The following is a 13,443-nucleotide window of genomic DNA, read 5'->3' on the forward strand; positions in this document are numbered from 1 at the left end:
GTCGCCAGCACTGGCGATCCGGTCGGCACGGTGGACACGGTCGTCCCCCTCGACCGCGCCGCGGCTCCGCCGCAGGCCCTGGTCGTGCTGGCCCCGATCGCGTCCGAGGACGCCGATGAAGAGGCCGACGACGAGGCCGACGTGGACGGTCCCCTCGACGCGGACGGCCGCCCGGAGCTCTCGCTGGTGGACCTGACCGGTGGCCTCACCGGCCTCTCGGGTCTGACCCCGGAGGACCCGGGCTGGCAGGAACTCGCGCTCTGCGCCCAGACCGACCCCGAGGCGTTCTTCCCCGAGAAGGGCGGCTCGACCCGCGAGGCCAAGCGCGTCTGCCAGTCCTGCGAGGTCCGCCAGGAGTGCCTGGAGTACGCGCTGGGCAACGACGAGCGGTTCGGCATCTGGGGCGGTCTCTCCGAACGCGAACGTCGCCGCCTCAAGCGCCGCATCAGCTGAAGGTTCGGCCCCGACCTGCCGAGACCCACAGGTGAGGGGGTCGTCTGCCTCCCGCCGAACTCGGGGAGGTACCGATGAGCCAGTCCATCTGGGAACGTCGCCAGGCCGTCGCCTCGCGGCTCGGGGAGCACGCCCAGCACGACCAGGACGTGCTCGCCGAGGTGGTGACCACCTTCGCGGCCGCGTCGCTGCGCCTTGAGGACGTGGACCCGAGGGGCTGCCTGCGGGCCTCCGTGGCCGCCGTCGCCCAGGTCGCCTCGGGCCGGCCCGGGTTCAACCTGGTGCTCGGTGCCGTCGGGTACGGGATCCGCGTCGAGAGCGACGAGCAGGGACACGTCCTGCTGAGCGCCGTCGCCCTGACCGTGGGGGACCCCGCGCCGCCGGCGGTCGCCTCGGAGCTCGCGTCGCTGCTCTGGAAGCGCTGAATCTTCTAGAAGTTCAGGGTCTCGGTCCCGTTATTCGGTACCGAGGACCACACTTTCGGTCGCTCACGGCCGCTTCCCCGCAGGACGACACCTCTTCCAGGACCGGACCGTTCCGGTCGCACGTCACCGATGACTGCTCGTGGACCCACCGGCCCGCCCGGCACCCACGTTGGAAGAGGAGAGCGCATGACCTTCCTGCTGCGTCGCGTCCGAGTGGGCGCACGCTTCGCCATCGCCTTCGGGGTGATCCTGGTGCTCACCCTGATCACCGGCGCCGTCTCGTTCGTCGGGAGCCGTGAGCAGTCCAAGACCCTGGCCGACGCCCAGGACGCCACCAAGCTCGTCCAGTACGTCAACCAGCAGCGCTACTACGACGCCGACATCAGCGCCTGGCAGAACGCCTACGCGTGGGACACCTACCGCATCGGCGTGGACGCCGCGCTCGCGGACGACAACCGCAACCGTGCCGCCTACCTCGACGACCGCACCACCCTCGTCACGGCCCTCAAGACCGCCCCCACGGGTCTGATGACCAAGGACGAGCAGGCCATCAACGTCGAGCTCATCGGTCTCTGGGACCAGTTCATCGACTACGACAACCGCGCCGTCATCGCCTACCGCGACGGGCGCACGGCGGACGCCGAGGCGCACATCCTCAACGGCGGGTACCCGGTCTACCAGCAGATCCTCACCGCGATGGACCGCCTCGAGGCCTCCGTCGCGAAGCGCAGCGCCGCGGCCGAGGCCCACGCGACCCGCGTGGCGCACATCGCGCAGCTGTTCATCATCGCCGTCGCCGCCCTCGCCGTCGTGCTGGTCGCGCTCATGCTGATCGCCCTCATCCGCACCGTCGTCGTCCCGCTGCGCGCCCTCACCGCCCGCGCCGAGGAGGTCGCCTCCGAGCGCCTGCCCGAGGCCATCGGCGAGATCCGCGTCCTGGCCGCCGACGGCGTGCCGCCGACGCTGCCGGCCTTCGAGGTCGCCACGAAGGACGAACTCGCCGCCCTCGCCGTCGCGTTCAACCACGTCCAGGACAGCGCCCTCGACCTCGCGCTCGAGCAGCACCGCAACGAGGTCGCCGCCGCCGAGATGCTCGTCAACCTCGGCCGCCGCAACCAGAACCTGCTCACCCGTACCCTCGCGTTCCTCGCCGAGCTCGAACGTTCCGAGCGCGACCCGCAGGTCCTCGACAAGCTGTTCCGCCTGGACCACCTCTCCACCCGTGTCCGCCGCAACGCTGAGTCGATGCTCGTCCTCGCCGGCGCGGAGCAGACCCGCACCAAGTCCCGCCCGGTGCCCGTCGCCGGCGTCGTCCGCGCGGCCCTCGCCGAGATCGAGGACTACCCCCGCGTCGACATCACCGAGCTCGACGACGCGACCCTGCACGGCAGCGCCGCGGCCGACGTCACCCACCTGCTGGCGGAACTGCTGGAGAACGCGACCGCGTTCTCGCCCAGCACGACCCGCGTCGTCGTCAGCGGTTCCCCGACCGTCGACGGTGGCTACGCCCTCTCGGTCACCGACTCCGGTGTCGGCATGAGCGACGACGAGATCGCCGTCGCCAACAACCGCATCCAGAACGCGGCGAACACCCGTCCGGACTCGCGTCTGCTCGGTCACCACGTCGTCGGTCTGCTCGCGGCCCGCTGGACCATGTCCATCCGCCTCTCCCGCGCCCCCGGCTCCGGGGTCGTCGCGACCGTCGTGCTGCCGAACACGCTCATCGTGCTCGGTTCCCGTGCGGCCGTTCCCGCGGCCCCCGTCGCGGCCCCCGTCGTGGAGTCCGTGCCGGAGCCCGAGCTCGCCCTCGTCGGCGCGCCCGTCGCCGAGGTCACGGCGGCAGCCGTCGTGGAACCCGTCGTCGAGGCCGCTCCGGTCGCGGCCCCGGTCGAGGTTCCCGTCGCGGCTCCGGTCGCCGAGGTCGTCCCGGTCCAGGCGGTCGCCCCGCTGAAGGCGTCGGTCCCGCAGTCCCGCGCCACCTCCGGCGTTCCCTCCACCCGCGTCCGCGGCGCCCAGCTCGCCGACCTCGGCCGCGACCTCGGTCGCACGGCCGAGGAGGGGGTCGGGCCGCAGGTCGCGGCGCTGCCCGCCGACCTGCCGGAGACCGTCGTCCGCACCCGTGTCCGCGGTGCGCAGCTGCCCGACACCGGTGACGCCGCGGCGGCGACCGCGACCACGTCCCGTTCCGCCGACGAGGTCCGTCGTGGCCTCTCCGGCCTGCAGAGCGGGGTCGCCCGCGCCCGCAAGGAAAGCTCCGCCGACACCTCCGCCGACACCACCACCGAGAGCGAGTGACCCCGATGAGCGTCGACTCCCAGAACCTCGTCAGCCAGACCGCGCAGGACGTCAACTTCCTGCTCGAACGCTTCGTCTCCCAGACTCCCGGTGTGGAGCAGGCCATCGGGGTCTCCTCCGACGGGTTGCTCATGACCATGCGCGCCGACCTCGACCGCGCGGACGCGGACAAGCTCGCCGCGACCGTCTCCGGCCTCACGACGCTGGCCGTCTCGGCCTCGCGGTTGCTGCACAAGGGTCCGCTGAGCCAGGTCATCACCGAGTTCGGCCAGGGGTACCTGCTGGTCTCCTCGATCGCCGGCCGGGCCTGCCTCGGTGTCGTCACCGCCGCCGACTGCGACCTCGGTCTCGTCGGCTACGAGACGACGATGCTCGTGGAGCGCGTCGGGGCGCTGCTGACCCCGGAACTCATCACCGAGCTGAAGACGTCGCTGGAGCTGTGACTCCCCTCGAGCAGTACGGCTCCGAGGAGGAGGACGAGTTCGACGAGTTCGACCGTCCCTTCCTCGGAAGTGCCGCAACGACGTCCGGGGCGGCGGCCACCGCCGCCCCGGTACCGGCCCACCTCGCGCAGGACCTCCCCGACGAGTTCGCCGAGGAGGCCGGCTCCGAGGTCCGGGCCTACCTGCTGACCGGCGGACGGACCGGGGGAGGGGCCGCCGGGATCGCGATGGAGACCACGGCCGTGCTCACCCCGCAGGGGGTGGAGGCGGCGGCGAAGCGCTCGCTCGCCTTCGAACTCGGACAGGTCCTCGACGTGTGCGCCGAGGTCCGCTCCGTCGCCGAGGTCGCCGCCCTCGTCGGCATCCCCCTGGGCGTCGCCCAGGTCCTCGTCGGCGACCTCGTCGCCCGCGAACTGCTCATCACGACGTCCACCGCGAAGTCCCTCGCGTTCGACGTCTCGTTCATCGAGAGGTTGATCAACGGTGTCGCTGCACTCTGAGGTCGCGCCCCCGCAGGCGGCCGTGAAACGTCCCCCGATCCCGGTCAAGATCCTCGTCTCCGGCGGTTTCGGCGTCGGGAAGACGACGACCGTCGGGGCCCTGTCCGAGATCGAACCGCTGAGCACCGAGGCCGCCATGACCTCGGCGTCCATCGGGGTCGACTACGCCGGCGAGGCCAGCGAGAAGACCACGACGACCGTGGCCATGGACTTCGGTCGCGTCACGATCGACGAGAGCATCATCCTGTACATGTTCGGGACCCCGGGGCAGGACCGCTTCGGGTTCATGTGGAACGACCTCGCCGACGGTGCGCTCGGCGGGATCATCCTGGTGGACCCCAGCCGGATCGACGACTGCTTCGTGGCCCTGGACTACTTCGAGAAGATCGGCCTGCCGTTCGTGCTGGCCGTCAACTCCTTCGCGAACCGCAGCCAGCTCACCCTGGACCAGGTCCGCGCCGCCGCCAACGTCGATCCCGCCGTCCCCGTGGTGTCCGTCGACGCCCGGGAACGCGAGGGCGTCAAGCGGGTCGTGCTGACGCTGCTGCAGCTGATCCTGTCCCGCGCCCGCAACGCCGCCTGATCCCGGCGTGCGGGTTCGGGTCGTGGACGCCTCGCGCCGCTAGGTTCGGCGTGAGGCGTCCACGACCCGGACGCGGCGACCCCCAGCGGGGCGCTCAGTCGGAGTAGCGCGGGTCGACGTCCTCGGGCGGCATCTCGAGCAGGTGCGCGACCTGCTCCACCACGACGTCGGCGACGAGGTCGTCGAGCTCGTCGCCGTCGGCGCGCGTCTCCAGCGGCCGGCGGTACAGCACGACCCGTGCGGGACGGTTGCCGTGAGCCGGGAAGAGGCGGCCCAGCGGGACGACGTCGTCCTCCCAGGGCGCCGGGTCGGAGGGCGGGACGTCCTCGACGGCGAACTCCACCCCGGCCAGCTGCTCGGCCCAGCGCCGCTCCAGCAGCTCCACCGCGTCGAGCACCAGGTCGTCGAAACGTTCGGCCCGGGTGCGCGCCGCGGGCAGCGCAGCGGGCAACAGGGGACCGCGCAGGCCACGACCGTGCCGGTCGCGGCGGCGGCGTGGACGGGTCTGCGCCCGGCGTCGGAGGACCACCGGGCGAGACTACCCACGCGGGGCCCTCCGGAGACACGCTGCGCAGACACTCCGCGGGTGTCCGACCTCACGGGGGACGTGGAGGTAGCGTGCGCGCGTGAGCACCCGCACCCCTGGAACGAACGCCTCCCGCCCGGGAGCCGGCCGCTCCGCCGCGCCCACCGCCCGGCGCTGTTCGCGCACGGCCTGCGGCAAGCCCGCGGTCGCGACGCTCACCTACGTCTACTCCGACTCCACGGCCGTCCTCGGCCCGCTCGCGACGTTCGCCGAGCCGCACTGCTACGACCTCTGCGGCGAGCACGCCGAGCGGCTCACCGCGCCCCGCGGGTGGGAGGTCGTGCGGTTGGCCCCCGACCTCGTCGAGGCCGCCCGCCACCACGACGACATCGACGCCCTCGCGGACTCGCTGCGCGACAAGCCGGCGCCCCCCCGGGGCATCGACCCGGACGCGCCGGCGGTGCGGCGGGGCCACCTGCGGGTCCTGCGGGAGAGCTGACCGGCCCCCGGCATCACCCGGACGGACTCCTCAACCGCCGGGGCGACCTGCCGATGAACGGTCGTGCCCGCCGCCAACCCGCCCCGAGCGACCCGTCGCCCCCGCGCCACCCGCAGCGCCCCGCCGCTGGGGTCGCTGACCCAGGCCGCCCACCGCGAGACCGCGGCCTGCACGCACTGCGGGAGCGAGCGCGTCACGCAGCTGTCGATGTCGCTGACCGACGGCACCCCCGTCCGCTTCGTGTCCTGCCACGTCTGCGAGGAACGCAGCTGGATGTCCGCGAGCGGGCCGATCTCCGTCGACGCCGTCCTGGACCGCACCCGCAAGCAGTAGTCGCACCCCTCGTCGGCACCGCGTCCGCGGGGGCGCGCTTGTAGGCTCCGGAGCGTGACCGCCTCTTCCTCCGTTGACCTGTCGTCCTTCATCAAGGCCTACGACGTGCGGGGGACGGTCCCCGACCAGCTCGACGCGGGCGTGGTCCGGGCCATCGGGGCGGCGTTCGCCGAGGTCGTCGTCCTGCCGGAGGCCGCGACCGGCGCGACACCGCGCGCCGTCATCGGCCACGACATGCGTCCCTCCTCCCCGGAACTGTCCCGGGCCTTCGCCGAGGGACTGGCCTCCCGCGGGGTCGACGTCACCCTCATCGGGCTCTGCTCCACCGACGGCCTCTACTTCGCCAGCGGGTTCCTCGACATCCCCGGCGCCATGTTCACCGCGAGCCACAACCCCGCCCAGTACAACGGCATCAAGATGTGCCGGGCCGGCGCGAAGCCGGTCGGCCAGGACTCGGGGCTCTCCGCGATCCGCGACCTCGCCCAGGGCTGGCTGGACACCGCCAGCGTCCCCGAGGGGTCCGGGTCGATCGGCGAGGTGGACGAGCAGGACCTGCTGAAGGCCTACGCCCAGCACCTGCGCACCCTCGTCGACCTCACCGGGGCGCGCCGCCTCAAGGTCGTCATCGACGCCGGGAACGGCATGGGCGGCTTCACCGCCCCCGCGGTCCTCGGCATCGACGCCGGTCTGGCGCCGCTGCCGCTGGACGTCGTCCCGATATACTTCGAGCTCGACGGGACGTTCCCCAACCACGAGGCGAACCCCCTCGACCCGAAGAACCTCCTCGACCTGCAGAAGGCCGTCCCCGAGCACGGCGCCGACATCGGCCTCGCCTTCGACGGCGACGCCGACCGCTGCTTCGTCATCGACGAGAACGGCGACCCGGTGAGCCCCAGCGCCGTCACCGCGATGGTCGCCCGCCGCGAGATCGCCAAGGAGATCCTCGCCGGCCGCGAACCCGTCGTCATCCACAACCTCATCACCTCCCGGGCCGTGCCCGAGATCATCACCGCCGACGGGGGGAAACCCGTCCGGACCCGCGTCGGGCACTCCTTCATCAAGGAGCAGATGGCCGAGGTCGGCGCCGTGTTCGGCGGCGAGCACTCCGCCCACTACTACTTCCGCGAGTTCTGGTCCGCCGACACCGGCATGCTCGCCGCGATGCACGTCCTCGCCGCGCTCGCCGAACAGGACCGCCCCCTCTCCGAACTCGCCGCCGAGTACGAGAAGTACGTCGCCAGCGGCGAGATCAACTCCACCGTCGACGACGCCGCGGCCACGACCGTGAAGGTCGTCGACGCGATCACCGAACAGGCTGCGGCGGAGGGGGAGGAACTCGAGATCGACCACCTCGACGGCGTCACCGTGTTCCACCCGGCCTCGCCGGAGCAACCGATGTGGTGGTTCAACCTGCGGGCCTCCAACACCGAACCCCTGCTGCGGCTGAACGCCGAGGGCGCCGACGAGGCCACCATGACCGTGATCCGCGACCGCGTGCTCGAACTCGTCCGGGGGAGCAACTGATGGCGCTCGAGAGCTGGGTCCTCGACCTGCTGCGCTGCCCGGTCTCCGGTGAACCCCTCTCCCCGACCACGGTCGACGGCGCGGAGTTCCTCGTGACGCCCTCGGGCCTGCGCTACCCGGTGCTCGACGGGGTTCCCGTCCTGCTCGCCGACCAGGCGATCCAGCCGGGCGCGAGCGCGTGAGCGCCCTCGACGAGGCCCTGCTCGCCGACGGCGACCAGCTCACCGGCGCCGACTCCACCGGTGTCCTGCGGGCGCTCGCCAGCGCCGGCGCGCAGGTCCGCGAGGCCCTCGACCTCTCCGCCGAGGCGCGGGTCGTGCGCCTCGCCGAGGACGACCGTCCGCGCGCCGTGGTCATCGCCGCGCTGGCGGGGAGTTCCGTCGTCGCCGACATCGTGCAGTCGCTGGCCGGGCGCGGTTGCCCGGTTCCCGTCGTCGTCCGCCACGGGGGGCCGCTGCCGAGCTGGGTCGGCCCGCTCGACCTCGTCATCGCCGTCTCGTTGTCCGGTCGCGCGCCGGGCCCGGTCGCGTTGGCCGTCGAGGCGTCCCGGCGCGGGGCGCGGGTCGTCGCGGTCGCCGGGGACGGTTCCCCGCTGTCCGAGATCGGTTCCCGCAACGGCAACGTGCACGTCCGGCCCGCCCGCGGGGTCCGCGCCGACGGCGGCGACCCGCGCTCGTCCCGGGTCGCGCTGTGGTCGCTGGTGACGCCCGTGCTGCTGGCCTGCGACGCGATGGGTCTGCTGTCCGCGTCGGCGAGCGAACTCGCCGGGGTCGCGGACCGCCTCGACGCCGAGGCCGAGGCGTGCCGCCCGTGGTCGGAGACGTTCGTGAACCCGGCGAAGGTCCTCGCCCTCGAGGTCTCCGGCGCGGTCCCGGTCGTGCTCGGTGACGGTGACCTGATGGCCGCGGCGGCCCGTCGCGCGGCCGGGATGCTGGCCCGCACGGCGCGGGTCCCCGCGGTCAGCGGCGCCCTGCCGGACGACGCGAGCGAGGTCGTCGCCACGTTCGGCGGGCCGTTCGCGGCCGGCGTCGACGACGTGTTCGCCGACCCCTTCGTCGACGGCCCCGCCGGGCCCCGCCTGCAGTTGCTGATGGTCCGCGACTCCCCGCTCGCGGTCTCCGACGAGGACCGCCGACTCGCGAACGCCGTGGTCACGACCGCGAGCGACGCCGGGGTGCGGGTCTCCGAACTCGTCGCCGACGAGGGAACCCCCGCGCAGCGGCTCGCGCAGCTGATCGCCCGCACCGACTACGCCGCGGTGTACCTGGCGCTGGCCTCCGGGATCGACCCCGAACGCTCCCCGCAGGTCGCCGACCTCAAGGACCGCCTGGGCTGAGGAGCTCCGCACGGCGCGGGACGTGGAGTGGAGCGTTCCGCGGCCCTGTACGCCTCGTGAGCCGCGAAACGCTCCACTCCGCAGACGTCAGCCGGCGAGCCAGGCCAGGACGTCGCGGTGCAGGGCGAGCTGGTAGTCGCCCTGGATGCCGTGCGGGGCACCCTCGTAGACCTTGAGGGTCCCGTCCTTCACCAGGGTGATGGACTTCTTCGCCGCGCCGTCGATGGGCACGATCTGGTCGTCGTCGCCGTGGCAGAGCAGGATCGGGACCCCCAGGGCCTGGAGGTCCTCGGTGAAGTCGGTCTCGGAGAACGCCTTCACGCAGTCGTAGGCCGCGACCAGGTTCACCAGCATCCCCTGGCGCCAGAAGTCGTCCTTGTCGCCCTGGGACACCGCTCGGCCGTGGTTGGCGCCGAAGAAGCTCTCCGACAGGTCCTGGTAGAACTGCGAGCGGTCGGCGAGGACCCCGGCGCGGATCCCGTCGAACACCTCGATCGGCAGCCCCTCCGGGTTGGTGTCGGTCTTCGCCATCAGCGGGGGGACCGCGCCGAAGGTGACGACCTTCGACACCCGTCCGTCCGCGTACCTCGCCGCGTACTTCACGACCTCGCCACCACCGGTGGAGTGGCCCATCACGACGACGTCGTGCAGGTCCAGGGACTCGATCAGCGCCGCGAGGTCGCGGGCGTAGGTGTCCATGTCGTGGCCGTTCGCGGTCTTCTCGGACCGGCCGTGGCCCCGCCGGTCGTGGGCGATGACGCGGTAGCCGGCGTCGGAGTAGACCTTGAGCTCGACCTGCCAGGCGTCCGAGCTCAGGGGCCAGCCGTGGCTCAGCACGATGGGCCGGCCGGTACCGGCCTCGGTGTAGTAGATCTCGACACCGTCGGGAGTGATGAAGGTGGGCATGCGGCGCAGCATGTCGGGGAACCGACCGGCCCGTCCAGACCCACCGCCGAGGGCCGGGCGCCGTCCGCGTGCCGGTCCAGGAGTGTTCACCGAGCCGGTGCCGAGACGTCGCCGCAGCGTTCGGCCGACCGTCGGGTCAGCGGGCGGGCCGGGTCGGGTCGAGGGTGCGGGAGGTGACCCGGCCGAACTCGTCCACGATCACCTGCGTGGTGCGGCGCCGGGCGGCGCGGACACGGGCGACGACCAGCCAGACCGGCAGCCAGCAGCCGAGGCTGCAGATCGAGCCGATGAGGTGGCGGCGGTGGGAAGTGGTGCGTCCCCAGCGGAGGACCGCCTGGTGCGCGCCCGCCGACTCCACCACCGCGCCCTCCGCCTGCCAGCGGCGCAGAGCGAGGTGGAGCACCCGGGCCCGCTCGACGTCGCCCGAGAGCAGGGGCGGCGCCTCGGGGACCGGGTCGGAGGATCCGGCCCGGCCGGTTCCGCCGACGACCCGTGCGTCGCCTCGCGACGGCTTCCAACGTTCCAGCAGGGACAACGCGGTTCTCCGATGTCTAGCAGTTCCAGACCTTCTGCTAGATGTTTCGGGAAGTGGTTGCGCATTCTTGAGGTGCTGCCGACCCCCTCCGGGACCGGCGCGCGAGAGGTCGTGGACTCGACGGGACGCCGAGACGTCAGCGCCGCGCCCCCGCGCACACCGTCAGCCCGCGGCGTGGACCGGTGTCGCGCAGTCCGCCACCGGAGCCGCCAGCTCACGGGCCGCCCGACCCGCGATCGCGACGGCGGTGGTGCGCAGCACGGGGTCGAGTTCGTGCTGCGGATCGCGCCAGACGGCGACCAGCACGTGGCTGACGCCACCGTGGCCGGTGGTGACGGGGACGGTGAGGATCGCCGCGGCCCCGAGGTGGCGGGTGAGGTCACTCTCCTCCAGGCTGCTGGTCGCGGCGTCCGGCACCCACACCGGGCGCCCGGTGGCGATCGAGCGGGCGACGGCGCTGCGTCCGGTGAGGTCGAAACCGACCCGGGTCAGCAGGTGGGGGTCGACGTCGCCCCGGTGCTCGAGCAGTTGCCACGGCCCGGCGCCCGACGGCGCGGGGTGCACCACGAGGCTGTGGTCGGGCCGGAGCAGCTCGTGGACCGCGGTGGCGAACGTCGCGACCACCCGGTCCGGGCCGGGGACCCGGTGGTGTCCGTCGTCGAGCTCGGCCACCGCTCGCAGCATGTTCCGCGCACCGTCGAGCCGGTCGGCGACGTCGATCCCGGCGAGGTGGTCGGCCACCACGTCGGCGAGCAGCTGCAGCTGGCTGCGCTGGAGGTCGCTCGAGGGCAGCAGCCCGCGGTCGTAGGCGCACAGGACGCCCAGGACCCGCCCCGCCGCGTCGATCACCGGGGCGCCGACGTAGTGCTGGATCCCCGCCTGCGAGGCCGAACCCCCCGCGCCGCGCCCGTCGGTCGAGGGGTCGAGGTGCAGGACGTCGTGCTGCTGCACCGTCCAGGCGCAGGGGGTGCCGTCACGGGGAGCGAGGGCGGTCTCGTGGCCGTGAGGAGCCAGCAGGTGCACGTGCTCCTCGGTGACGGCGTTGAAGCTGGCGAACTGCGTCCCGCTGACGGCGGCGGCCAGGGCCGTGATGCTGCTCAGCACGTCCGCAGAGCTGCGGGCGGAGCGCAGGACGGTGTGGGCCAACTGCACCCGCTCCTCCTCGTCGGCGCCGCGAGGGGCCGGCGCGGGTTCCGCCGCGGAAGGGGCTCCGGAACCCACGGGGGCGCTCGGGAAGACGTCGGCGGCCGGGACCGGCCGGGCGAAGTGGAACCCCTGCAGGACGTCGGCGCCCAGGGCGTGGATGAGGTCGGCGGTGGAGGCGTCCTCCACCCCTTCGGCCACGACCTCCATCGACAACCGGTGGGCGAGGTCGACCAGGGCCCGCACGATGGCGGTGTCGGCGGGGACCTGCGCGGCGGCGGCCACGAAGCAGCGGTCGATCTTCAGTTCGTCGACCTCGAGCTGGCGCAGCATCGTCAGCGAGGTGTAGCCGGTGCCGAAGTCGTCCAGGGAGATGCGCGCCCCGGCGGCGCGCAGGTCGGCCAGGACGGCGCCGGCGCCCTCGGGGTCGCCCAGCAGGGCGCTCTCGGTGACCTCCAGGGTGAGGACGCCGTCGCCCAGGTGGTTCTCGGCGACGGCCCGGCGCACCGCGTTGAGCAGCGCGGGGTCGGCGAGCACGACCGGGGAGACGTTGACCGACACCCCCACGTCGTGACCCTCCGCGCGCCAGGCGGCGCACTGGGCGGCGGCGGTGCGCAGCACCCAGTAGGTGAGACCGACGATGGCCTGGCTGCGCTCGGCGAGGGGGATGAACGCGCCCGGGCCGAGCAGCCCGCGTTCGGGGTGCTGCCAGCGCACGAGGGCCTCCACGCCGACGGTGCGGCCGGTGCCGGCGGCGACGAGGCGCTGGTAGTGCACCCGCAGCTGGCCCGCCTCGACGGCGGCGGGCAGCTCGGCGTGCAGGCGCAGCGCGTCGGCGTCGAAGGCCGCCTCGCCCTCGGCCACGGCGACGTGCTCCTGGTCGCCGGCGGCGCGCACCGCCGCGACGTCGGCCAGCGCGAGCAGCTCCTCGACCTCCCGGCCGTGCTGCGGAGCGCACGCCACACCGATCGAGACGTCGGGGCGCACCGTCAGACCCTGGCCGGGACCGTCGCCGCTCAGGACGACGTGCTCGCGCAGCACGTCGAGCAGCACCCGTCCCTCGGCGCGGCACGTGCTGGTGGCCTCGCCCGAGCCGTCGAGCTCGGCGGGACGCACGACGGCCAGGGAGTCCTGGTCGATGCGGGCGACGACGGCGCCCGGCAGGTCGGCGGCGCGGCGGGCGCACTCGGCGATGACCTCCTCGGCGGCGGCGGGACCCAGGGCCAGGCGCAGGTCGCGCAGGTCGTCGAAGTGGGCGACGCTCACCGTCGCCTGCCCGGCCAGACCCTCGCTCGCCTGCAACTGTTCGGCGCAGCTCTCGAACAGCCCTCTGCGGTTCAGCAGTTCCGACCCGCCGTCGCGACGGGCGCGGCGTGCGGCCAGGGACAGCAGCGAGCGGACGCCGAGGACCGGCAGCACGGTGGTGGCGGGCAGGACGGCCAGCCACCCCGCGACCTGGCCGGGGTGCCCGGAGGCGAGGAGGGCGGTGGGCAGCAGCAGGAACGGCAGCGCGGTGGCGGCGAGCATGCCGCGCACCGAGCGCAGGAACGGGATGTGCGCCGCGGTCGCGCAGTAGAGCGCGACGAACACACCGACCGCGGGCGAGCCGTCGGCGGCGTAGACGCAGACCGAGGTGGTCACCGCCGCGCCGACGAGGGCGGCCCGGTGGCTGAGCAGCGGCCACGCGGGGACGAGCAGCAGTCCCGCACCACTGAGGAGACCCGAGACGGCGATCGTGAGGATCGCCCCGTCGTGCACGCCGGTCCAGCCGGGCAGCAGCGCGACGGAGGCGGTGATGAGGCTGGCGACCAGGTACTCGACCGCCACGAGGCGGCGCCCGGGTCCTCCGTCGCCGAGGTCGACGATCGGCTCGCGCTGCTGACTAGTCACTATCTAGAAGTCGGGTGGTGGAGCGCCGTCCTCCATGCTCCGTCCGGGTGAA

The 13,443-nt window shown here is 73.4% G+C and carries 15 protein-coding genes; 11 read left to right on the forward strand and 4 right to left on the reverse strand.

What is annotated here, in order from left to right; all coding sequences use genetic code 11:
* The first annotated feature begins 183 nt into the window (after positions 1–183).
* The 6 genes from OG218_RS19720 to OG218_RS19745 all read left to right on the forward strand — a co-directional run bounded on the left by OG218_RS19720 (position 184) and on the right by OG218_RS19745 (position 4,699).
* Positions 184–453, forward strand: a complete 270-nt coding sequence (locus tag OG218_RS19720; RefSeq protein WP_380162206.1) for a WhiB family transcriptional regulator — start codon at positions 184–186, stop codon at positions 451–453.
* A 74-nt stretch (positions 454–527) separates the two neighbouring features.
* Entirely contained in the window at positions 528–878 is a 351-nt protein-coding gene (locus OG218_RS19725) for a hypothetical protein (protein ID WP_328294928.1), read from the forward strand.
* A gap of 186 nt (positions 879–1,064) precedes the next feature.
* A complete protein-coding gene (locus OG218_RS19730; RefSeq protein ID WP_328294929.1) occupies positions 1,065–3,173 on the forward strand; it encodes a sensor histidine kinase in 2,109 nt (702 codons plus the stop codon).
* Positions 3,174–3,178: 5 nt separating this feature from the next.
* Positions 3,179–3,616 carry a roadblock/LC7 domain-containing protein gene (locus OG218_RS19735; protein WP_328294930.1) on the forward strand — a complete coding sequence of 146 codons (438 nt, stop codon included), beginning with the start codon at positions 3,179–3,181 and terminating at the stop codon, positions 3,614–3,616.
* The gene (locus OG218_RS19740) at positions 3,613–4,116 is read left to right on the forward strand and encodes a DUF742 domain-containing protein (RefSeq protein ID WP_328294931.1); all 504 of its coding nucleotides are present in this window, start codon (positions 3,613–3,615) and stop codon (positions 4,114–4,116) included. Before OG218_RS19735 ends, OG218_RS19740 begins: the two co-directional genes overlap by 4 nt.
* The gene (locus tag OG218_RS19745) at positions 4,100–4,699 is read left to right on the forward strand and encodes a GTP-binding protein (RefSeq protein ID WP_328294932.1); all 600 of its coding nucleotides are present in this window, start codon (positions 4,100–4,102) and stop codon (positions 4,697–4,699) included. Before OG218_RS19740 ends, OG218_RS19745 begins: the two co-directional genes overlap by 17 nt.
* A gap of 94 nt (positions 4,700–4,793) precedes the next feature.
* On the opposite strand, the gene OG218_RS19750 is transcribed toward OG218_RS19745, so the two are convergent.
* Positions 4,794–5,228, reverse strand: coding sequence for a metallopeptidase family protein (locus tag OG218_RS19750; protein WP_328294933.1), 435 nt, complete (start codon positions 5,226–5,228; stop codon positions 4,794–4,796).
* 97 nt (positions 5,229–5,325) lie between these two features.
* Between OG218_RS19750 and OG218_RS19755 the strand changes: the two genes are divergently transcribed.
* The 5 genes from OG218_RS19755 (at position 5,326) to OG218_RS19775 (ending at position 8,917) form a co-directional block, all read left to right on the forward strand.
* A complete protein-coding gene (locus tag OG218_RS19755; protein ID WP_328294934.1) occupies positions 5,326–5,724 on the forward strand; it encodes a DUF3499 domain-containing protein in 399 nt (132 codons plus the stop codon).
* Between the two features lie 63 nt (positions 5,725–5,787).
* Positions 5,788–6,057 (forward strand): hypothetical protein, encoded by a 270-nt coding sequence (locus OG218_RS19760; protein WP_328294935.1) that lies wholly within the window; start codon positions 5,788–5,790, stop codon positions 6,055–6,057.
* Between the two features lie 54 nt (positions 6,058–6,111).
* On the forward strand, positions 6,112–7,581 hold the full coding sequence (locus OG218_RS19765) for a phosphomannomutase/phosphoglucomutase (RefSeq protein ID WP_328294936.1): 1,470 nt from the start codon (positions 6,112–6,114) through the stop codon (positions 7,579–7,581).
* On the forward strand, positions 7,581–7,763 hold the full coding sequence (locus OG218_RS19770) for a Trm112 family protein (protein ID WP_328294937.1): 183 nt from the start codon (positions 7,581–7,583) through the stop codon (positions 7,761–7,763). Before OG218_RS19765 ends, OG218_RS19770 begins: the two co-directional genes overlap by 1 nt.
* The gene (locus OG218_RS19775; protein ID WP_328294938.1) at positions 7,760–8,917 is read left to right on the forward strand and encodes an SIS domain-containing protein; all 1,158 of its coding nucleotides are present in this window, start codon (positions 7,760–7,762) and stop codon (positions 8,915–8,917) included. The genes OG218_RS19770 and OG218_RS19775 overlap by 4 nt, the downstream gene beginning before the upstream one ends.
* 87 nt (positions 8,918–9,004) lie before the next feature.
* On the opposite strand, the gene OG218_RS19780 is transcribed toward OG218_RS19775, so the two are convergent.
* The 3 genes from OG218_RS19780 to OG218_RS19790 all read right to left on the reverse strand — a co-directional run bounded on the left by OG218_RS19780 (position 9,005) and on the right by OG218_RS19790 (position 13,391).
* Positions 9,005–9,823 carry an alpha/beta fold hydrolase gene (locus OG218_RS19780; protein ID WP_328294939.1) on the reverse strand — a complete coding sequence of 273 codons (819 nt, stop codon included), beginning with the start codon at positions 9,821–9,823 and terminating at the stop codon, positions 9,005–9,007.
* Between the two features lie 136 nt (positions 9,824–9,959).
* A complete protein-coding gene (locus tag OG218_RS19785; RefSeq protein ID WP_328294940.1) occupies positions 9,960–10,358 on the reverse strand; it encodes a hypothetical protein in 399 nt (132 codons plus the stop codon).
* 162 nt (positions 10,359–10,520) lie between these two features.
* Positions 10,521–13,391 carry an EAL domain-containing protein gene (locus OG218_RS19790; protein WP_328294941.1) on the reverse strand — a complete coding sequence of 957 codons (2,871 nt, stop codon included), beginning with the start codon at positions 13,389–13,391 and terminating at the stop codon, positions 10,521–10,523.
* Between the last annotated feature and the right edge of the window lie 52 nt (positions 13,392–13,443).

The sequence above is a fragment of the Kineococcus sp. NBC_00420 genome (assembly GCF_036021035.1).
Taxonomy (GTDB): Bacteria; Actinomycetota; Actinomycetes; order Actinomycetales; family Kineococcaceae; genus Kineococcus.

Coding starts and splice junctions, on each gene's coding strand:
- OG218_RS19725 (WP_328294928.1), top strand. CDS start 528: ATGAGCCAGTCCATCTGGGAACGTCGCCAGGCCGTCGCCTCGCGGCTC.
- OG218_RS19730 (WP_328294929.1), top strand. CDS start 1,065: ATGACCTTCCTGCTGCGTCGCGTCCGAGTGGGCGCACGCTTCGCCATC.
- OG218_RS19735 (WP_328294930.1), top strand. CDS start 3,179: ATGAGCGTCGACTCCCAGAACCTCGTCAGCCAGACCGCGCAGGACGTC.
- OG218_RS19770 (WP_328294937.1), top strand. CDS start 7,581: ATGGCGCTCGAGAGCTGGGTCCTCGACCTGCTGCGCTGCCCGGTCTCC.
- OG218_RS19780 (WP_328294939.1), bottom strand. CDS start 9,823: ATGCCCACCTTCATCACTCCCGACGGTGTCGAGATCTACTACACCGAG.